The sequence below is a fragment of the Xanthomonas sp. NCPPB 3582 genome (genome assembly GCF_041475735.2).
In the GTDB taxonomy this organism is placed as follows: domain Bacteria; phylum Pseudomonadota; class Gammaproteobacteria; order Xanthomonadales; family Xanthomonadaceae; genus Xanthomonas; species Xanthomonas codiaei.
This window is the reverse complement of record NZ_CM192968.1, coordinates 4,882,671-4,903,004: the sequence shown is the minus strand read 5'-3', so window position 1 is coordinate 4,903,004 and position 20,334 is coordinate 4,882,671. Positions and strand designations below refer to the sequence as shown.

At 66.7% G+C, this 20,334-nt stretch carries 17 protein-coding genes; 9 read left to right on the top strand and 8 right to left on the bottom strand.

Going from position 1 to position 20,334, the window contains the following annotated elements:
- Positions 1-133 precede the first annotated feature (133 nt).
- A protein-coding gene (locus ACCQ05_RS20850) for an IS3 family transposase (protein ID WP_372392351.1) occupies positions 134-1,221 on the top strand; the annotation gives its coding sequence in 2 pieces (ribosomal slippage) (positions 134-386 and positions 386-1,221; 1,089 coding nt in all).
- A 409-nt stretch (positions 1,222-1,630) separates the two neighbouring features.
- Here ACCQ05_RS20850 and ACCQ05_RS20845 read toward each other — a convergent pair.
- Both ACCQ05_RS20845 and phhA read right to left on the bottom strand, forming a co-directional pair.
- A complete protein-coding gene (locus ACCQ05_RS20845) occupies positions 1,631-2,275 on the bottom strand; it encodes a DMP19 family protein (protein ID WP_372392350.1) in 645 nt (214 codons plus the stop codon).
- A 333-nt stretch (positions 2,276-2,608) separates the two neighbouring features.
- Complete coding sequence (gene phhA / locus ACCQ05_RS20840) at positions 2,609-3,499, bottom strand: phenylalanine 4-monooxygenase (protein ID WP_104541215.1); 891 nt, start codon at positions 3,497-3,499, stop codon at positions 2,609-2,611.
- 129 nt (positions 3,500-3,628) lie between these two features.
- Here phhA and ACCQ05_RS20835 point away from each other — a divergent pair, with 129 nt between their 5' ends.
- Both ACCQ05_RS20835 and ACCQ05_RS20830 read left to right on the top strand, forming a co-directional pair.
- Complete coding sequence (locus ACCQ05_RS20835) at positions 3,629-4,111, top strand: Lrp/AsnC family transcriptional regulator (protein WP_104541214.1); 483 nt, start codon at positions 3,629-3,631, stop codon at positions 4,109-4,111.
- Positions 4,112-4,350: 239 nt separating this feature from the next.
- Positions 4,351-6,552 carry a TonB-dependent siderophore receptor gene (locus tag ACCQ05_RS20830; RefSeq protein ID WP_372392348.1) on the top strand — a complete coding sequence of 734 codons (2,202 nt, stop codon included), beginning with the start codon at positions 4,351-4,353 and terminating at the stop codon, positions 6,550-6,552.
- 383 nt (positions 6,553-6,935) lie between these two features.
- Here ACCQ05_RS20830 and ACCQ05_RS20825 read toward each other — a convergent pair whose 3' ends face one another.
- The 3 genes from ACCQ05_RS20825 to ACCQ05_RS20815 all read right to left on the bottom strand — a co-directional run bounded on the left by ACCQ05_RS20825 (position 6,936) and on the right by ACCQ05_RS20815 (position 10,887).
- Complete coding sequence (locus ACCQ05_RS20825) at positions 6,936-7,973, bottom strand: patatin-like phospholipase family protein (RefSeq protein WP_372392347.1); 1,038 nt, start codon at positions 7,971-7,973, stop codon at positions 6,936-6,938.
- Positions 7,974-8,894: 921 nt separating this feature from the next.
- The gene (locus ACCQ05_RS20820) at positions 8,895-9,905 is read right to left on the bottom strand and encodes a TIGR00266 family protein (RefSeq protein WP_104541211.1); all 1,011 of its coding nucleotides are present in this window, start codon (positions 9,903-9,905) and stop codon (positions 8,895-8,897) included.
- 154 nt (positions 9,906-10,059) lie between these two features.
- Positions 10,060-10,887 carry an ABC transporter ATP-binding protein gene (locus ACCQ05_RS20815; protein WP_372392346.1) on the bottom strand — a complete coding sequence of 276 codons (828 nt, stop codon included), beginning with the start codon at positions 10,885-10,887 and terminating at the stop codon, positions 10,060-10,062.
- A 143-nt stretch (positions 10,888-11,030) separates the two neighbouring features.
- Here ACCQ05_RS20815 and ACCQ05_RS20810 point away from each other — a divergent pair, with 143 nt between their 5' ends.
- Genes ACCQ05_RS20810 through ACCQ05_RS20795 form a run of 4 tightly spaced genes read left to right on the top strand, consistent with a single transcriptional unit; the run spans position 11,031 to position 14,876 of the window.
- Positions 11,031-12,236 (top strand): DesA family fatty acid desaturase, encoded by a 1,206-nt coding sequence (locus ACCQ05_RS20810; protein ID WP_372392345.1) that lies wholly within the window; start codon positions 11,031-11,033, stop codon positions 12,234-12,236.
- A gap of 58 nt (positions 12,237-12,294) precedes the next feature.
- On the top strand, positions 12,295-12,621 hold the full coding sequence (locus tag ACCQ05_RS20805) for an EF-hand domain-containing protein (protein WP_228962010.1): 327 nt from the start codon (positions 12,295-12,297) through the stop codon (positions 12,619-12,621).
- A gap of 48 nt (positions 12,622-12,669) precedes the next feature.
- Positions 12,670-13,407 carry an ATP-binding cassette domain-containing protein gene (locus tag ACCQ05_RS20800; protein ID WP_228962006.1) on the top strand — a complete coding sequence of 246 codons (738 nt, stop codon included), beginning with the start codon at positions 12,670-12,672 and terminating at the stop codon, positions 13,405-13,407.
- Positions 13,404-14,876 carry an ABC transporter permease/substrate-binding protein gene (locus ACCQ05_RS20795; protein WP_372392343.1) on the top strand — a complete coding sequence of 491 codons (1,473 nt, stop codon included), beginning with the start codon at positions 13,404-13,406 and terminating at the stop codon, positions 14,874-14,876. The genes ACCQ05_RS20800 and ACCQ05_RS20795 overlap by 4 nt, the downstream gene beginning before the upstream one ends.
- A 296-nt stretch (positions 14,877-15,172) precedes the next feature.
- On the opposite strand, the gene ACCQ05_RS20790 is transcribed toward ACCQ05_RS20795, so the two are convergent.
- Positions 15,173-16,357 carry an aminotransferase class V-fold PLP-dependent enzyme gene (locus ACCQ05_RS20790; RefSeq protein ID WP_372392342.1) on the bottom strand — a complete coding sequence of 395 codons (1,185 nt, stop codon included), beginning with the start codon at positions 16,355-16,357 and terminating at the stop codon, positions 15,173-15,175.
- A gap of 71 nt (positions 16,358-16,428) precedes the next feature.
- On the opposite strand from ACCQ05_RS20790, the gene egtB reads away from it, so the two are divergent.
- Both egtB and egtD read left to right on the top strand, forming a co-directional pair.
- Positions 16,429-17,712, top strand: a complete 1,284-nt coding sequence (egtB, locus tag ACCQ05_RS20785) for an ergothioneine biosynthesis protein EgtB (RefSeq protein WP_372392340.1) — start codon at positions 16,429-16,431, stop codon at positions 17,710-17,712.
- Entirely contained in the window at positions 17,709-18,695 is a 987-nt protein-coding gene (egtD, locus tag ACCQ05_RS20780; RefSeq protein WP_228962002.1) for an L-histidine N(alpha)-methyltransferase, read from the top strand. Before egtB ends, egtD begins: the two co-directional genes overlap by 4 nt.
- Before the next feature lie 47 nt (positions 18,696-18,742).
- Here egtD and ACCQ05_RS20775 read toward each other — a convergent pair whose 3' ends face one another.
- Positions 18,743-20,062, bottom strand: coding sequence for a type II toxin-antitoxin system HipA family toxin (locus tag ACCQ05_RS20775; RefSeq protein ID WP_372392339.1), 1,320 nt, complete (start codon positions 20,060-20,062; stop codon positions 18,743-18,745).
- Positions 20,063-20,065: 3 nt separating this feature from the next.
- Entirely contained in the window at positions 20,066-20,326 is a 261-nt protein-coding gene (locus ACCQ05_RS20770; protein WP_372392337.1) for a helix-turn-helix domain-containing protein, read from the bottom strand.
- Positions 20,327-20,334 lie beyond the last annotated feature (8 nt).

The window sequence follows — 20,334 nt, the reverse complement described above, 5'->3', positions numbered from 1 at the left end:
GCTGCCGGTTGGAGCGCATGGCGCTGCGCACCGTCGATGCCCCGCGTTTGGTATCCGCCGCCATGGTAATCCCCCCGCAGGTTAGCTGACGCCAGAAGTGGAATTTTCTCGTACCCTTTTCCGAGGAGTTTCCATGAAGACATCCCGCTTCACCGACAGCCAGATCATCGCCGTGCTCAAGCAGGCCGAGGCCGGCACACCGGTGCCGGAGCTGTGCCGCGAGCACGGAATCAGCTCGGCGACGTTTTACAAGTGGCGCAGTAAGTTCGGCGGCATGGACGCATCACTGATGTCCCAGCTCAAGGAGCTGCAGGACGAGAACCGGCGCTTGAAGAAGATGTACGCAGATGCCCAGCTCAGTGCCGATCTGCTGAAGGAGGCGATGGCAAAAAAATGGTGAGGCCATCTCAACGCCGGGAGATGGCCCAATGGGCAGTAGATGGTGGCCACACAAACATCCGGCATGCCTGCCGGACCTTTGCGGTGAGCGAGACCTGCTTTCGCTATCAAGCCAAGGCCAGCGAGGAGAACGCCCGGATTGCCGATTGGCTTGTCCGGTTGACCACCACCTATCGGGATTGGGGGTTCGGCTTGTGCTTCCTGCACCTGCGCAACGTGAAGGGCTTTGGCTGGAACCACAAGCGGGTGTACCGCATCTACCGGGAGCTGGAGTTGAACCTGCGGATCAAGCCGAAGAAGCGGCTGGTGCGCGAGCGGCCAGAGCCGTTGGCAGTGCCGGAGACGATCAACCAGGTCTGGTCGATGGACTTCATGCATGACCAGTTGGCTGATGGTCGCAGCTTCCGGTTGTTCAACGTGCTCGACGACTTCAACCGTGAGGGCCTGGGCATTGAGGTCGACCTGTCGCTGCCCTCGGCCCGGGTGATCCGGTCGCTGGAGCAGATCATCGAGTGGCGCGGCAAGCCAAAAACCATTCGCTGCGACAACGGCCCGGAGTACATCAGTGGCGCGCTGTTAGGTTGGTCACAGCAGCGAGGCATTCGGATCGAGCACATCCAGCCCGGCAAGCCGCAACAGAACGCCTACGTCGAACGCTACAACCGCACCGTCCGCTATGCCTGGCTGGCCACAACGTTGTTCGACACCATCGAGCAGGTTCAGGACAAAGCCACACGCTGGCTATGGACGTACAACCACGAGCGCCCCAATATGGCGCTCGGCGGCATCACGCCAGCGATGAAATTTGCGATGGCCCCTTAGCTCCACTTTTGTCGACCGCTAAAAGCGGGGGGATTACCCCATCGCCGCTATCGAACATGCTCTATGTTGGTACAGCGGAGCGGATGCCTGCGTGCGATTACACGTGGCGCTTTCACCAGAAGCGTCATGCGCTGTCTGCCTGCAGCATGTTCGTCTTGCAGGATGCATGATGCGTACGACGTTGCTGGTGGGAGTGCGTGGCGCTACGAACTGCCGATGCCTCGCGTTTGGCTGTATCCACCGCCGCCATCCAACGTGCCTTCCGCTGTTGGCACGCAAGTGGGGCGGGTGCCTGCGTGCGATCACACCCGCGCTTGCATCAGGAGCGTCGTGCGCTGTCTGCCTGCGCTGCGCGAGCTGTCTCGTGTGATCTGCAGGCACGCTGCGTTACCCGCAGTGCCTGCGCCGCTCAGGCCTTGTCCACCCCGTAGTGCGTCAATCCCAGCCGCGCCAGGTCGCCGAGGCGGCGGTAATACACCTCTTCCCAGCCTTGCACGCGCTGGCGGTCGGTCTCGTTCATCGCATCGAGGATGTCTTCGATGCTGAGCAGGTCCGGGTCTTCTTCCAGGCGTTCGAACACCGCGCCCAGGCCCTCGATGGCCTGCCGCGTCTGCGTCGCGCCCATCGCCGCCAGCCCGCGCAACGCATCGCTGCGGGTCGCCGCATCCCAGCGGTCGAAATAGCGGGCGTAGCCGCTCTCGCTCATGTCCGCCTCCAGCCGTGCCAGCGCGATGAGTTCGCGCTCGCCGGGCGACAGCGCATCCGGACGCCCGCGCAGACTGACGAGCTTGGCCTGCGCGCGCGCGGCGCGGCGGCGCCACAGCAGCTCTGGCATGTTGAGCAGGCCGTCGGCCGTGGGCGGTGCGATCGCCGGCCAGTTCACGCCGAAGCCATCGTCGGTCAGTTGCCAGTGCGCGCGCTGCGGTGGCGCGGCCCGCTGCAGCAGGCGATGGGCCGCGATGGGCTCATCGATGCGCATGCCATTGGCCAGGGTGAACAGCAGGCGGGTGTCGTCCAGCTCCAGGCGCCGGATCCGCAGATGCGTCAGGTCCATTGGGCGAAGGCGATGTGGGGAACCCCGACCTTAGTGCGCAGTGGCGATGCTGTCGAGCCGCTGCGCCTGCACGCGATGTCCAATTCCCCAGGGAAGACGGCAGGGCCGGTGTCTGCAAACGATCGACTCCGCATGCGTCAGCGCGCGCGGCGTCGGCAACCAGCAGGCGCCGGGACCTGTCCCGCATGCGACCGTCAACGCGTGGCGCGAAGGCGCCGTGCGCGCCCAGCTGGCGTCAGCTTGCCGGCAGAGCGCTGGCGCGTAAGCTGCAGTGCCGCGTGCCGCGTGCCGCGTGCCGCGTGCCGCGTGCCACAGCAGTGGCGCCTTGCGCCCTCACACGTCGCCGTCGCGGCTCCAGCCTTCGCCACTGCCGCGCTGGAACACCCGGTCGCTGTCCAGCACATCGCCGGCCGGCAGCTGCGCCTGCTGCGCCAGCGCGGCGTAGATGGGGGTGAAGTCCGGGCTGGTGGCGTCCATCAACTGCGCGAAGCTGTCGATGACGAAATAGGTCTTCTGGTAGGTGTCGATGCGGTAGCGCGTACGCATGATGCGCTGCAGGTCGAAGCCGATACGGTTGGGCGCGTCCGATTCCAGCGAATACAGCGATTCGCCCTTGGACGACACGATGCCTGCGCCATAGATGCGCAGCCCCTGCGCGGTGTTGATCAGGCCGAATTCCACCGTGTACCAGTAGAGCCTCGTCAGATTTTGCAGCGCGTCCGCGCCGATGCCATGCGCCTTGACCCCGCCGCGGCCGTAGGCCTGCATGAAATCGGCAAACACCGGGTTCATCAGCAACGGCACGTGCCCGAACAGGTCGTGGAACAGATCCGGTTCGGCGATGTAATCGATCTGGTCCGGACGGCGGATCCACCACGTCACCGGGAACCGCTGGTTGGCCAGGTGATCGAAGAAGTCCAGTTCCGGCAGCAGGCCTTCCACACCCACCAGGGTCCAGCCGGTGGCCGCCTGCAGCACCGCGTTGAGTGCGTCGAAGCGGGGGATCTGCGTGTCGTCCATGCCCATGGCGTCCTGCGCCTGCAGGAATTCATCGCAGGCGCGGCCCACCAGCAACTCGCGCTGGCGCCGGTACAGCGTGCCCCAGGTGGCGTGGTCGTCGGCGCTGTAGCCGTCCCACGGCTGGTCGACCACCGCGGTGGTGTAGACCGGTACGTAGCCCTTGTCGGTGAGCTGGTTTTCGACGCGGCGCGGGGCGGTATTCATGCGTGCAGAAGGTCCGTGGCGGCAGGGCTTCACCTTAACCGGAGAGTTGCGCAACAGGGTTGCGAATCTTGCGCAGCACGGCCGCTGGCGCGCAAGATTCATGCGTCTTGGTCTGCTGCTGCGCAACATATGGATCAACCCATCGCCTTGGACCGCACCGATCTGCGGTTGCTCGCCCTGTTGCAGACGCAGGGGCGCAGCAGCAATGCCGAACTCGCCATGCAGGTGAATCTGTCCGCCTCGGCCTGCCTGCGCCGCACCCAGCGGCTGGAGGCGGCCGGCATCATCGCCGGCTATGGCGCGCGGCTGGATGCGCGTGCGCTGGGGCTGGGGCTGCAGGCCTTCGTGCGGGTGCAACTGGAACAGCACGGCCAGGCCGATATCGAGCTGTTCGCCGATGGCGTGCGTGGCTGGGATGAAGTGGTGGCCTGCTGGGCACTGACCGGCGATATGGACTACCTGCTGCAGGTGCAGGTACGCGACCTGGAACACTTCTCGCGCTTCCTGCTCGACCGCCTGCTCAACGCCACCGGCGTGTCCGACGTCAATTCCAGCTTTGTGCTGCGCACGGTCAAGGCGCCCGAGGGGCTGCCGCTGTCGCACCTGGCCTGAGCGCGACCCGCGGGAGCGGGCGCGGACATCGCAATCGCCCGCCGCCGCCGATTCACGCAAAACCTTGCCTCGCAAACGCTAACGATTTACATTTGCGTAACATCTGGCCGTTCCAGCCATGTCCTTCTCGTCGATCCGCCAGCCTTGCCAGGCCAGCCAGTCCATCGCCTGAGCACGACGCCGCCCCGACCCCCTGTGCCGCCCACGCCTGGCGTGCGCGCCCGTTCGACGAGAAACCAATGCCTGCACTCACCCCGTCACCGACCCCGCTGTCTGTCGCACTGCTGTGCGCGCTGAGCCTGGCGCCCGCCGTCCACGCCGCCGACCTGGCCGACGCCACCACCCTTGACCAGGTCAACGTCAACGGGACGGTGAGCCGCGCACAGCCGGCCACCACCACGCGGCTGCCGCTGACCTTGCAGGAAACCCCGCAGTCGGTGAGCGTGATCGGCCTGCAGCGGCTGGAAGAACAATCGCTGTTCAGCATCGACGATGTGATGCGCAACGTCACCGGCGTCAACGTCTCGTTCTACGACACCCAGCGCCCGCTGTACTTCGCGCGCGGGTTCCAGATCACCGACTTCCAGGTCGACGGCCTGCCCACCTACAGCGGCGCCACCAACCAGGAATACGACACGGTCTTCTACGACCGCATCGAAGTGATCCGCGGCGCCAACGGCCTGCTCACCGGTGCGGGCATCCCCTCGGCCACGGTGAACCTGCTGCGCAAGCGCCCCGGCAAGGAGTTCGATGCCTCGTTCGCCGTGAGTGCGGGTCGCTGGGATTTCCGTCGCATGCAGGCCGATGTCAATGCGCCGCTGAGCAGCGACGGGCGCTGGCGCAGCCGCGTGGTGGCCGCCTGGCAGGACCGCGATTACTACTACGACCGCTATCACGACAGCAAGATGTCCGGCATGGCGGTACTGGAAGGCGACCTGACCGAGGCCACCACGCTCACCGTCGGCTATCAGCGCCAGGACAACACCCCGGTCGGTTCGACCTGGGGCACGGTGCCGTTCTTCGCGGCCGACGGCTCCTTCGCCAATCTGGCGCGCTCGACCAACATGGCACCGAAGTGGACGCGCTGGCAGCGCGAAACCAGCACCGCGTTCGCCAACCTCGAGCAACGCATCGGCGAGGACTGGCTGCTGCGCGTCAACTACGCGCACACCAAGGGCCAGGTGCAGAACATGCGCGTCTACGGCACCGGTTATCCAGCGGCCGATGGCAGCGGCGTGTTCCTGCGCACCGCCGCCGGCGAAACCGAAGACGCCCGCGACGGCGTGGACGTGTATCTGTCCGGTGGCTTCTCGCTGTTCGGCCGCCAGCACGACGTGGTCATCGGCGGCAGTTGGCAGGACCTGCAGTCCACCGCCTATCCCACCGCGCAAACCTATCCCGCCGACTGGGCCACCTGCGTCAGCCCCACCGGCGTGCGCGAGCGCTGCTATTTCATTCCGAACATCCGCAACTGGGACGGCGACATTTCCGAAGTGACCTACGCACGCACCGGCCGGCGCAACGAAGCGCGGACCACCCAGCGCGGCGTGTACGCTTCGACGCGGTTTCGCCTGGCCGATCCGCTGTCGCTGATCGCCGGCGCGCGCCTGAGCTCGTGGGAGACCCGCACCCAGTCCTTCAATGCGGCCGGTGCCTACACCGGCACCAGCGGCCGCTACGAGGTGAGCGATGAAGTCACCCCGTATGTGGGCCTGGTCTACGACATCGTGCCGGACGTGTCGGTGTATGCCAGCTACACCGAAATCTTCAACCCGCAGAACTACCGCGACAAGGACAACAACCTGCTCGCGCCGGTGGAAGGCTCCAACCTGGAGGCCGGCATCAAGGCGCAGTTGCTCGATGGCCGCGCCATGGCCACCGCGGCGGTGTTCGAAGCCAGGCAGGACAACTTCGCGGTGCGCGACATGACCCAGCCGGAAGGCTCGCTGCCGGACGGCACCTCGGCCTTCATCGGCGTGGACGGCACCAAGAGCCGCGGTTGGGAAGTGGACTTCAACGGCGAAGTGCTGCCCGGTTGGACGATCAATGCCGGCTATACCCACGTCAAGGTCACCCGCGCGCCCACCGACGCCATCTACGCCAACCTGCCCGAAGACTATCTGCAGCTCTCCACCCAGTGGCGCCTGCCGGGTGCGTGGGACCGGCTGAGCATCGGCGGCGGCGTGAGCTGGCAGAGTGCGGTGCGCGGCTTCAATATCGCGCGGCCCACCGGCGATGGCAGCGGCGCCACCACCCCGGTCACCGTGGTGCAGAACCCCTACGCGCTGGTGCACTTCAACGCCAACTACCGCATCAGCGACCAGTGGACTGCCACGCTGGCGGTGCGCAACGCCTTCGACAAGACCTATTGGGCGAACCTGGACTACCAGAACTACGGCGAACCGCGCTTCATCAGCCTGTCGTTGCGCTGGCGGTATTGAGCGCGTGCGGAGCCATTGGTAGAGCTTCGCGGCCGGGGCCGTTCCGACGGGGAGCGGTTTCCAGCGGTTGACGACACGCCAAGGCCACGCAGCACACACGAAAAGTGCGCCTGCTCTTGTAGGAGCGGCCCTGGCCGCGATGCCGTACCGATCAACCCAGCCGAGGCGTATCTCGCGCCGCATCGGTCATCCGGCGCCAGCATCCACTGTCATTGCGTTGCCTTCGATTGGTCCTTGCACAAGCAGGCGAGAAGCTTTACCCGCGATGCCACATGGCCGGCGATGTCGATCGTGTGCGTGTACGACTGCAGTGCTACGCGCGCTGCGCGGCAGCGGCGCTATCGCGCGGTGCCATCAGGCCTCCCATCGCACCTGCAGCGGCCTCACGGTGCCACGCAGTCCTCGTCCTTGCCGCGCAGCTTGTCCCAGCGCGAGCGCTGTTCCAGGCAGCGCTGGTAGGCCTGTTGTTTTGCGGCGGCGGCCTGTTCGGCGGCGTTGCGCACGGCGCTGCTGCGTGCGGCCTGCAACTGCGCGATCTTGGCGCGGATCTGTGGCATCGCCGCCATCGCCGCGCGCTCGCCCTCCAGGATCGCGGTGCCGCGCTGGTTGAAATCGGCCGAGCCGATATCGCTGACCTTGGGGCGAATCACCACGTCGGCGCGCTTGAGTTCGGCCTCGCCCAGGCGCTGGCCCATGATCGAGATCGACTGGTTCACCGTCCCCAGCAGATCGCCCGGATTCTTGCCGCTGGCCTTGCTGGAAATATCCACCGCCACCACGAACTCGGCGCCAAGCTGGCGCGCCGCATCCACCGGCACCGGGCTGACCACGCCGCCATCGACGAAGTGGTATTTGCCGATGGTCACCGGCTCGAACACGCCGGGAATGCTGCTGGACGCGCGCACCGCCTGGCCGGCATTGCCGCGCACGAACACAGTGCGTTCGCCGTCTTCCAGGCGGGTTGCCACGGCCGCAAACGGCTTGCGCAACTTCTCGATCGGCTTGCCGCCGAGTTGCGCATTGACGTAGTCCTGCAGCTTCTGCCCCTGCACCAGGCCGCCGGACAACAGCCGCACATCGCGGATGCTGGTCTGGTCGAGCGCGACGGCTTTTTCCTGCATCTGGAACGCATCCATGCCGCTGGCATACAACGCGCCGACCACGCTGCCGGCGCTGGTGCCCGACACCACCACTGGTGCGAAGCCGTTGGCCTCGAGCATCTTGATCACGCCGATATGCGCAAAGCCCTTGGCCGCACCGCCGCCAAGGGCGATGCCGATCTTCACCGGCTTGGGCGCGGCGGTGGTGGGCGGCTTCACGACCGGCGCCGGTGCGGCCGCGCGCGGCTCTCCACCGCAGGCCGCGAGCAGACCGAGCATGCACAACAGCGTAAGCGAGCGGGGGCAGTGGAGCGCAGTCATGGCGGAAACGTGTTGGGAAAGGCGAGGGAGAATACACGCCTCGCGGACAGGGCGACGCCCTGCATGTCCTTCCCCCGCCTGCGGGGGAAGGTGCCCGAAGGGCGGATGGGGGCAGGCCGTTCCGGCAGCGTCCAGGCGTCGCCGATCGCGCCAACGGGCGAGGACGGTGCGCGCTTCAGATACGGTGCCTGCTTGCTGCCCTCACCCCAGCCCTCTCCCGCAGGCGGGAGAGGGGGCAGTCTGCGGGGGCGGACAGTGTGCCGGTTCAGCCCGAGCGTGCCGGCTCAGCCCGTGCAGTAGCGCCATTGCGCATGTCTGTACCGCTCAGTGAGCGACGGCGCAGCGCAACCCCTACTCGCGCAGGGACCGACTTCCCCAGATCTCGACGCCATGCATGTCCTTCCCCCGCCTGCGGGGGAAGGTGCCCGAAGGGCGGATGGGGGGGAGGCCGTTCCAGCAGCGTCCAGGCGTCGCCAATCGCGCCAGCGGGCGAACCTGCTGCCCTCACCCCAGCCCTCTCCCGCAGGCGGGAGAGGGGCCGTCTACGGGGGACGGACAGTGTGCCGGTTCAGCCCGAGCGTGCCGGCTCAGCCCGTGCAGTAGCGCCATTGCGCATGTCTGTACCGCTCAGTGAGCGACGGCGCAACGCAACCCCCGCTCGCGCAGTGACCGACTCTCCGAGATCTCGACGCCACACATGCTCGCGCAGATCGACTTCCCCCAGACCTCGACGCCATGCATGTCCTTCCCCCGCCTGCGGGGGAAGGTGCCCGAAGGGCGGATGGGGGCAGCGGGGGCGACAGTCGCCCAGGACAGGCGCACTTCCGAGGCAAGCCGGATCTGGCCGCCGCTTCTGGGCGTTCACCGAATGGCGCTTGTTCCACAGAACGCGGCAAACGCGGCCCGACCGCGCCGAAGCCCTCAGAACCGGTTGTCGCCATCCAGCAGCCGTCCCAGGCCGCCCAGCACCGAGCCTTCGCCGCGTTGCTGGCCACCGGCCTGCGGGGCGGCCTGCAGCATGCGGCCGGCCATGCGCGAGAACGGCAGCGATTGCAGCCACACCTTGCCAGGGCCGGTGAGCGTGGCAAGGAACACGCCTTCGCCACCGAAGAACATGCTCTTCAGACCGGCGACGCGGCGCACGTCCATGTCCACGCCGGCGTGATAGGCGACCACGCAGCCGGTGTCCACGTCGATGCGTTCGCCCGGGCCGAGCTCGCGCTCCATCACGGTGCCGCCGGCGTGCACGAACACCCAGCCGTCGCCTTCGAGTTTCTGCATGATGAAGCCCTCGCCGCCGAACAGGCCGGTGAGGATCTTCCTCTGAAACGCGATGCCCAGCGACACCCCGCGCGCGCCGGCCAGGAAGCTGTCCTTCTGGCAGATCAGCCGCCCGCCGTGTTCGGACAGGCGCAGCGCCAGCACCGTGCCCGGGTAGGGCGCGGCGAACGCCACCTTGGCCTTGCCGCTGCCGGCATGGGTGAACACGGTGGTGAACAGGCTTTCGCCGGTGACCACGCGCTTGCCGGCCGCCAGCAGCTTGCCCATCAGTCCGCCGCCGCCGCTCTGGCCGGCATGCGAGCCGTCGCCGAACACGGTGTCCATCTGCACGGCCGAATCCTTGTACATCAGGGCGCCGGCTTCAGCGATCGCGCTTTCGCCCGGGTCCAGCTCCACTTCGACGAACTGCATGTCGTTGCCGACGATGCGGTAATCGATCTCGTCGGCGTTGCCGGCCGCGCCGGTCAGCGGCGGCGGGGCGCTGCCGCCGCTGTGCAGCTCGGCCAGCTGCCGGGCCGGGGTCCAGCCATCGAGTCCGTCGCGCCAGGCCAATGCGTCGGGTTGGCGCTGAGCGTGCGCGCGCGCGCTGGCATCGTCGAGCGGACCGATGCGGTCGGCCTGTCCGGGAACATGGAAATACCACTGGGCCATCGGGACGACTCCTGTCTGTGTGTGTGCGGAGTCTAGCCTTAGCGGCAGCGCTTGCGCCCCCTGTCCAAGGTCACGACCTCACGCGGCGGTCGGGCTGCAGCTGCGAAGGACGCCGGTATGGCAACGCGCCGCGCTGCTCACGGCGGGCAGCGCGTCATGCGCCTACCGTGGCCCAATAGCGCTCGCCATCGCGCTGCACGCGTACCGGGCCATCGAACACCGCCGACAGGCTGGCATCGGTCAGCAAGGCATCGCGGCTGCCATCGGCTACCACCTTGCCGGCGCGCAGCAGGATCACCCGTGCGATCTCCGGCACGATCTCTTCGATGTGGTGGGTCACCAGTACCAGCGTGATGCCCTGCCGGGCGAGATCGCGCATGGTATCGATCAGGTGCTGGCGGGCGACCAGATCCAGGCCGGTGGAAGGCTCGTCCAGCAGCAACGCCTGTGGACGGTTGACCAGGGCGCGGGCGATCAGCACGCGGCGGGCTTCGCCGGCCGACAATTCGGCGAACGGGCGGTCCAGCAGCGGCAGGGCGCGCGCCAGTGCCAGCGCTTCGCGCGCACGGGCGCGCATGTCCTCGTCGATCTCCCGATGCGGCGGCACCACGTAGCTGGCGAAGAAACCTGACAGCACCGCGCTTTCCACATCCAGTCCCGGCATGTCGGCCAGGTTGACGCTCAGATCGCCGGTGACGATGCCCAGCTGCGAGCGCAACCGGTCCACCTGCCAGCGCGTCTGCCCCAGCACCTTCACTGCCGCCTGGCCATCGCCGCGCGCCAGCGGATACAGCTCGCGGGTGATGAGCTTGATGAAGGACGACTTGCCGCAGCCATTGGGTCCGAGGATGGCGGTGTGCTGCCCCAGCGCGATGCGCAAGGACAAGCTGTGCAGCACGCGAACCTGGCCGCGCATCACAGTTGCCTGGTCGAGTTCGATCAATGCGTTCGTATCGGCGGAAGAAGAGACAGCAACAGTCATACGGAAAAGATCGGCAATGGGGAGACGTGTGAATCGCTTAGGAAGGTAGCCAACACCCTACGCAAGCGAAGGGTGAAGTTTGCCGCGATCGCCCCCATCATGTCTGCATCAACCAACGAGACGCCGCCGCTGTGGACTTGCCGATGCTGCCCGACCCGATCATCGACTTCCTGACCGCCGGCGTTGCCGGTCTAGGTGTCTGGGGCATGCTTGCGGTGCTGCTGGTGTTCACCCAGCTCACCATCTTTGCGGTGACCTTGTACCTGCATCGCAGCCAGGCGCATCGCGGTGTGGATTTCCACCCGGTGCTGGCGCATTTCTTCCGGTTCTGGACCTGGCTCACCACCTCGATGATCACCCGCGAATGGGTGGCGATCCATCGCAAGCACCACGCCAAGGTCGAAACCGACGAAGACCCGCACAGCCCGCAGACCAAGGGCATCGGTCAGGTGTTCTGGCGCGGTGTGGAGTTGTATCGCCAGGCGCGTGCCGAGCGTGCGGACATCGAGCAATACGGCAAGGGCGCGCCGTCGGACTGGATCGAACGGCATCTGTATACCCCGCATGCCAACGCCGGCCCGATCGCGCTGGGCGTGATCAACACGGTGCTGTTCGGATTGCCCGGCATCGCGCTGTGGGCGATCCAGATGGCGTGGATTCCGTTCTGGGCCGCCGGCGTGGTCAACGGGTTGGGCCACTGGTGGGGCTATCGCAATTTCGAATCGGCCGACACCTCCACCAACCTCACGCCGTGGGCGCTGTGGATCGGTGGCGAAGAACTGCACAACAACCACCATGCCTTCCCCAGTTCGGCGCGTTTCTCGATGCGGCGCTGGGAGCTGGATATCGGCTGGATCGCCATTGTCGGCCTGCAGGCGCTGGGCCTTGCCAAGGTGTTGCGGGTGGCGCCGTCGCTGGATATCCGCCCCAACATCGCCGTGCCCGATGCGGACACGCTCAAGGCCTTGCTGTCGCATCGCTTCCAGGCCATGACCGACTACCAGCGCAACGTGCTCAAGCCGGCGCTGCGCGAAGAGGCCGCTGCCACCGGCGCCAAGCTGCGCGAGTTGTTGCCGCGGCGCCTGCGCAAGGGTCTGGTCGACGATGGCCGCTGGCTCAAGCCGGATGCACGCGCGCAGCTGCAGGCCTGGGTGGCGCAACGCCCGCGCATGCGCACGCTGGTGGACTATCGCGCGCGTCTGACCGCGGTGCTGGAAGCGCGCAGCCATGACGCCTCCGAACGGCTCAAGCAATTGCAGCAGTGGTGCCACGAAGCCGAAGCCAGCGGCAATGCCGCGCTGCAGGCCTATGCGGCACGGCTCAAGGGGTATGCGCTGAGTGGTGCGTAAGCGCAGCGGCGCGCTGGCGGCCAAGTGGGTCAGTGCGCCGAGCGGATCGGGCGCGCGCCTGCTGCTGGCGTTCTGCCTGGCGTGCGCCGCCACAGGCAGCGTGCACGCCCAGGTGCAGGACAGCCAGGAGTATCTCAAGCGCATGGACGGCGATGGCGACGGCCGGGTCAGTCGCGACGAATATCTGGCCTGGATGAGCTACGCCTTCGATCAGCGCGATACCGATCGCGACGGCGTGCTGCAGGGCGAGGAGTTGCCTGGTCGGCGCGGCAAGCCGATCACCCGTGCCGCGCATCGCGCCACCTTGATCGAGCGCTTCGCGCGCCAGGATGCCAACGGCGACGGCTACCTGAGCGCACGCGAGCTGCTGGCGCCGCCGCGCTGATGCACGCCTTCGCGCTCGACTGACGTCGCCTTCGGCAAGCTCGAGCGCATGTTCACACTCGATCAGGTCAGCCGGCGCTACGGCCAGTCCCTCGCGCTCGACAATGTCAGCCTGGCGTTCGCCAGCGGCGTCACCACCGCGGTGATCGGGCCCAGCGGCGCTGGCAAGTCCACCGTGCTGCGCCTGCTGGTCGGGCTGGAATGGCCCGACAGTGGCACGGTCGGCTTCGATGGCACGCCACTGCAACGCGAGCGGCTGCAGGCGCAGCGTCAGCGCATCGGCTATGTGATCCAGGAGGGCGGTCTGTTTCCGCATCTGGATGCGCACAGCAATGTGGTGTTGCTGGCGCAGACGCTGGGCTGGACGCGCGAACGCATCGATGCGCGCCTGCAGACGCTGTGCGCGCTGTGCCAGCTGCCGCCGGAGTTGCTGGCGCGCTACCCGGCCGAGCTGTCGGGCGGTCAGCGCCAGCGCGTGGGCCTGATCCGCGCGCTGATGCTCGACCCACCGGCGCTGTTGCTGGACGAACCGCTGGGCGCGCTCGATCCCATCGTGCGCTACGACCTGCAGGAACAGATGCGCGCGCTGTTCGCTCGGCTCGGCAAGACCGTGGTGCTGGTCACCCACGATGTCGCCGAGGCGGCGTATCTGGCCGACACCCTGGTGCTGATGCGCGCCGGTCGCGTGCTGCAGCAGGGCAGTGCGCGCGCGCTGCTCGAGCACCCGGCCGACCCGTTCGTGCAGCGGTTTCTCACTGCCCAGCGCAGCATCGGCGAGTTCGCATGAGCGCGCGTGCGGTGGTGGCAGTGCTGCTGTTGCTGTGCAGCCTGGGCGTACACGCGGCGCAGGTCACCGTGGGCTCGAAGAACTTCACCGAAGCGGTGATCCTGGGCGAAATCGCCACCGCTGCCGGCAAGCGCGACGGGGTGGATGTGCAGCATCGCGCCCAGCTCGGCGGCACACGCATCCTGTGGCGTGCGCTGGAAACCGGGCAGATCGATGCCTATGCCGAATATACCGGCACCCTGGCGCAGGAACTGCTGCAACTGCCCAAGGCCAGCCAGGCCGAGCTGCGCGCTGCACTGGACGCGCGCGGACTGGCGATGACGCAGTCGCTCGGCTTTCAGAACACCTATGCGTTCGGCATGCGGCGCGCGCGCGCGCAGGCGCTGGGCATCACCACGTTGTCGCAACTGGCGCGCCACCCGGATTTGAAGATCGGGCTGAGCAACGAATTCATGCAGCGCGCCGACGGCTGGCCGGGCGTGCGCGCCGCCTATGCCCTGCCGCAGGCCGCCACCGGCCTGGATCACGATCTGGCCTATCGCGCGCTGGAGAGCGGCGCCATCGAGGTCACCGATCTGTACAGCACGGATGCGGAAATTCCGTATTACAAGCTGCAAGTGCTGCGCGACGACCTTCATTATTTTCCCGAGTACCAGGCCGTGTTCCTGTACCGCAAGGATCTGGCACAGCGTGCGCCGAAGATGCTGCAGACCTTGCACGGCCTGCAGGGACGCATCGACGAAGCGGCCATGCAGCAACTCAATGCGCAGGTGAAGCTGGAGCGCAAGAGCGAATCTGCAGTGGCCGCACAATGGCTGGGCGTGAAGCCCGTCTCGGACACCGCCTCGCGCATCAGCCGGTTATGGCGTTACACCGGCGAGCATCTGGCACTGGTTGGCAGCTCGTTGGGATTGGCATTGCTGATCGCCCTGCCATTGGGCGTGCTGGCGGCACGACGGCCACGGCTGGGCCAGCTGGTGCTGTCGCTGACCGGCGTGCTGCAGACCTTGCCCTCACTGGCGGTGTTCGTCTTCATGATCCCGCTGTTCGGCATCGGCGCCAGGCCGGCGATTGCGGCACTGTTCCTGTATAGCCTGCTGCCGATCGTGCGCAACACGCACGCCGGGCTGACCTCGATCCCACGCGAGCTGCGCCAGACCGCCGAAGCGATCGGCCTGCCGGCATGGACGCGGTTGTGGCGCATCGAACTGCCGCTGGCACGCCGCACGATCGTCGCCGGCATCCAGACCGCCGCAGTAATCAACGTAGGCACCGCGACCCTGGGCGCACTGATCGGCGCGGGCGGTTATGGCCAGCCCATCCTCACCGGTATCCGCCTGGACGATATCGGTTTGATCCTGGAAGGCGCGATCCCGGCCGCGCTGCTGGCGTTGCTGGTGCAGGCGGTATTCGAGGGGCTCGAGCGCTGGGCGACGCCGCGCGGTGTGCGAATCGGCCAGCAGCGCTAAGACGCAGCCTGCGGGTCTGGGCTTGCCGTCATCGAGCGTTGTCCCAGCTGCATCCGCCCGCCATCGCCAGCACCGAACACGTCCTTCTCCCACCAGCGTCAGTCACCTCACTTCTCCCACCAGCGTCAGTCACCTCCTTCTCCCGCGTGCGGGAGAAGGTGCCCGAAGGGCGGATGAGGGGCCCTGGCACAGCCCCTGTCCGCCTCGCTCAGCGCGAAGCCTTCGGGCCAGCCCGGTCGCGGCCAGGTCCGCTCCTACGCGTCGGGGCGCAGGTGACCGGGAACGCTGCCCATACCTCAGCGTTCACCCGCAAGCGCTGCGATCACGCGGTCCAGCGCGTGATCGGTGACATTCAAATGCGGCGCAATCCTCAAGCGCCCGTGCCGGCGCGTGCAGATCGCTCCGAGCGCGCCGAGCGTCGTTGCTACCGCATCCAGCGCAGCGGCGGGCGGCTGCAGGGCGGTGAGATGCGGTGCATGTCCAGGCGTGCACCAGTGGCCCAGGCCACGTGTATGCAAGGCGGCGTCCCACCGCGTGGTCAGGCTGCCCAGCGCCTGTGCGATGCGCACCGGCTGCCAGGCGCTGACCTGCTGCAGCGCGGCCGTCGCCATCGCAATGCGCAGCGGATCGGCCACCCCGCCGGCATCGAAGCGGCGTGCTCCGTCGCGATACTGCGGAGACTGTGCAACCGGAAACTCCCAGCTGCTACCGGCATCGCGGCCGATCCAGTGTTCTTCAATCGGCACGCCCTGTGTACGCCACCGCGGCGCTACCCATAGCCAGGCCAGGCCCATCGGCCCCAGCAGCCATTTGTGGCCGACACTGACCACAAACTCCGGCTTCCAGCGCGGCAGGTCGGTAGGGAGCACGCCCAGGCTCTGGCTCAGGTCCAGCACCAGCGCTGCACCGCGTGCCTGCAGCGCGGCGCTGATGCGGTCCAGATCCAGCTGCCGCCCATCCAGCCAGTACGCCTGCGGCAGGCTGGCGATACGTAGCGCCGGAGTGTCGGCAATGGCCTGCAACACGGCATCGGTCAACACGCTGCCGGTGCTCGTCGGTACTGCCACGACCTGCGCACCCACCTCCGCACAGCGGCGTTGCCAGATCAGCAGGTTGGACGGGAACTGCCCCTCCAGCACCAGCACCGCATCGCCGCGCTGCAAGGGCAGGTTGCGCGCGGCGGTGGCCAGGCCATGCGCGGCCGATGGCAGCAGTGCCACCGCATCGACATCATGGTCGAACAGGCCGGCCGCAAGTGCGCGCAGATGTTCGATCTGCTGCAGCCACGCATCGAAAGGCAAGCGCCAGGGCGCGGCCAGCGCATCCACGGCCTGGTGTGCCACCTGCTGCACCGCATGCAGCAACGGTCCGCGCGAAGCGGCATCCAGATAAACGACCTCGCCGGGCAGCACGAACGCCTGCTGGCGGTGTGCCCAATCCAGAGGAGCGGGGAGCGGGCTGGACAACAGGGACGATGACATGCGTACAGCTTACCGCCGGCTGCCATCGCGCCGACACGGAGCGTTCACGGGCGCTCCCCAAGCATACGGCGATGTCTGCACTCTCACCCTTGCTGGTCGAGCACCAGCACCAGCAGCTCAGCGTGTTGGACCGCTATGCGCAGACCCGCGCGCTCAGCGATCGCCTCGCCGCACCCCTGAGCGCCGAAGACGCCATGGTGCAGAGCATGCCCGATGCCAGCCCCAGCAAATGGCATCTGGCGCATACCACGTGGTTCTTCGAACGGTTCGTGCTGCAGACCGATCCGGGCTACCGCGTGTTCGATCCGGCCTGGGACTTCCTGTTCAACAGCTACTACCAGAGCGTTGGCCCGATGCATGCCCGCGCGCGCCGCGGCGTGTTGTCGCGACCGTCGTTGCAGCAGGTGCGCGACTACCGCGCGGCGGTGGATACGCACATGCAGCAACGCCTGCGCGACGGCCTGCTGGATGCGCAGGCCTGCACCATCGTGCAGCTGGGCATCCAGCACGAGCAACAACACCAGGAGCTGCTGCTGACCGACATCAAGCACGCGCTATGGAGCAACCCGTTGCAGCCTGCCTACCGCCAGACGCCTGCAGCGCCGCCGGCCGTTGGCAGTGCGGTGCGCTGGCATGCGCGCGAGGAGCAGATTGCACAGATCGGTGCGCCTGCCTGGCCGCACAGCGAGCGCTTCGCCTACGACAACGAGTCGCCGCGTCACCGCGTACTGGTGGGTGCGCATGCGCTGGCCAGCCGCGTGGTCAGCAATGCCGAATTCCAGCAGTTCATCGACGACGGCGGCTACCGCAACGCCGGCGCCTGGCTCAGCGACGGCTGGGCGATGGTGCAGGCGCAGGGCTGGGAGCACCCGCTGTACTGGGACGCGCAGGGGCGCGAGTTCACGCTCGATGGCTGGCGCGTGCGCGATCCGCACGCGCCGGCCTGCCATCTGAGCCTGTTCGAGGCCGACGCCTTCGCGCGCTGGGCCGGCGCACGCCTGCCGACCGAAGCCGAATGGGAACTGGCTGCCACCGGCGTGCCGGTGCAGGGCAACTTTGTCGACAGCGATGCCTTGCATCCGCGCGGCGCGCAGGCCGTGGATACCGGCCTGCAGCAGTTGTTTGGCGATGTCTGGGAGTGGACCGGCAGCGCGTATCTGCCGTATCCGGGCTTTGCGCCGTGGCCGGGGTCGCTGGGCGAATACAACGGCAAATTCATGAACGCGCAATGGGTGCTCCGCGGCGGCAGTTGTGCCACGCCGGCCAGCCACATGCGCGCCAGTTACCGCAACTTTTTCCCCTCCGACGCGCGCTGGCAGTTTGCCGGTGTGCGCCTTGCCAAGGATCTGCCGTGAACGCTGCCGCCCATGCCATGCAACGCGCCCATGCCGCGCTGACCGACCTGCGTCCGCAGCCGGACGACATCACCGCCGACGCGCTGGCCGGGCTGGCGCAGACGCCCAAGACGCTGCCGTCCAAGTATTTCTACGACGCGCGCGGCTCGCAGTTGTTCGAGGCCATCACCCGGCAGCCGGAGTATTACCTCACCGCCACCGAACTGGGCTTGCTGGAAGCCAGCATGGGTTCGATCGCCCAGGCCATCGGTGCCGGTGTGCACGTGGTGGAATACGGCAGCGGCAGTGGCCGCAAGACCGAGCTGCTGCTGCAGGGCCTGCGCGATGTGGTGGCCTATACGCCGCTGGAAATCTCGCGCACCGCGTTGCTGGAAAGCACCGCACGGCTGGCCCAGCAGTTTCCGCAGATCCAGATGCTGCCGGTCTGCACCGACTTCACCAAGCCGCTGCGCCTGCCCGATGCGCAGCGCCCGGCGCGCCGGCATCTGGTGTTCTTCCCCGGCTCGACGCTGGGCAATTTCACCGACACCGCCGCCATCGCGCTGATGGATGCGATGCGCCAGACCATGGGCAGCGACGGCTGCGCGTTGATCGGCATCGATCTGGACAAGGACGCCGGCCTGATCGAGGCGGCCTACAACGATGCCGCCGGCGTCACCGCCGAGTTCACCTTGAACCTGCTGGCGCGGCTCAACCGCGAGATCGGCAGCGATTTCGATCTCGATGGCTTCCGTCACAAGGCGGTCTATGCGCGCGAACGCGGCCGCATCGAGACCTTCCTGGTCAGCCAGCGCGACCAGCGCGTCCAGGTGGGTGGCCAGGACATTGCCTTCGCCGAGGGCGAGGCGATGCAGGTCGAATACAGCTACAAGTACACCGATGCGCGCTTCGCCGAACTGGCCGCCGCGGCCGGGCTCAAGGTCACCCACGGCTGGAACGATGCCAAGGACTGGTTCGGTCTGCGCTTGCTGCGTCCTGCGTAGGGTTGCCAGGCAAGCCTACGATTGGTCGAGGATGTATTTGGCTGCTATCAGCGGTCTGGCGGCATCTCACGCAGATGTTTGGCCGCTTGTCTGATGCCGCCGAAGACGGTTTCTGCGAGGAGACTCGGAAATTCCAGTGGAAGCGTATTGGCGACACGATCCAATGCGCCTTCCACCTGCCCCAACAGTTCTTCGATCCAGGACTCTGCACCGCCACGCACTCCGCAGGCCCGTGCAGTGTCGTTCCAGTGGCGACGCCGGATATCTTTCAGGCGGCGATGCCGGTTCTTACCAACGACGGCCATCGCCAGCGACGCGCGATGTGGATCCAATTGCTGGGGGCGGCGGCCAAGGATGGGATAAACCGATAGAACATCGTAAAGCGGTGTCATGCGGAACCGGCCACCAGGCTCGATCATCAGGCTGAAATTCTTTGCGTGCCCGTCGGTGGCTGCGAGTAGCCAAAACAGGATTTGCGACTTGAAAAAGGTCGCGCGGTCGGAGGGCTCACTCGATTGGCGCAGTAACTCCATGATTTCCACAATGCCAGGGCCGCCGTCGCTCTCGTATTTTTTGGACGAAGACACGCCAAATGCCTGGCACAGGTCTTCCTGCGGAAGTCGCATCCACCACTGTCCATCCGACGAAAGGCGTCGGTCGAACCGTTCGACGATGAGAGCGCGCTGATCTTCGAACCGCCCCATCGTGGTTGCTGCAACGGGAATACCGAAGGCAGCCAGTAATTGCGCGCACAGCCATTCGTTCTCCACCGATTCCTGCATGTCGGCACGCATATTGCCGACCAGACCCAGCGGCAATTTGAAGATGTGCGTACTCGGCGTGCTGCCCAACGGCACGCACCATTGCCGCTGGTGCAATAGCAGAGCGGTCTTCTCCTGGGCGCCAGCCAATGACAGCCGAAATTCGTCGCCATCACCATGGTGCCCGGGCAACGTGGGCGCGGTGACCCCGCGCAGCATATCGGCGACGCCGAGCTCGGTCAGTGGCCTGTTCTGGATGGTGCGCAGATGCTCGGGCTCTTGATCGACTGCGAGCAACTGGATCGCACCGACACAATCGCGGCCGACCGCCCGCAGCAGGTCGAAGGTGCTGGCCGAGTCGGTCCTAAAGCGTTCCCGCATGCGACGCCGGATGTTCGTGCTGTCAGGCAACAGGTTGTCGAAATAGTGCGTGACGACATCGCCGCGATGCGACTGGCCTTCCGGGAGCAGCGGTAGCGACAACGAGAGGGGACGCGCCAGGGAGGAATCCAGCCATTCTGGCAAGTAGGTCAGTCGTGCACTCTGTGGATCTTCACGCCACTGCGCGACGCGTTGTCCGTTCATCCAGACATATAAGTCGGCCATGGCTTACCAATCTTCTTCGAGAGGCATGCGGGGATCGGTGTTGCGCACGGCCAGTGACACCTCCACGCCGAGGATGGCCCAGACGCGCATCAGACGCTCGAAGGTAGCCGCTTCGGGCATGCGTTCCAGGGCGCCAACCGCCTGACGTGTAATGCCCAGCTGCTCTGCCAACTGGTCTTGGGTCAAACCCCGTTGCTTGCGGATTGCCTTGAGTAGCGGGCCCAGTTGATGCGGCGTCTGGATAGGGAAGGCGGAAAGAGCCATAGAGAATG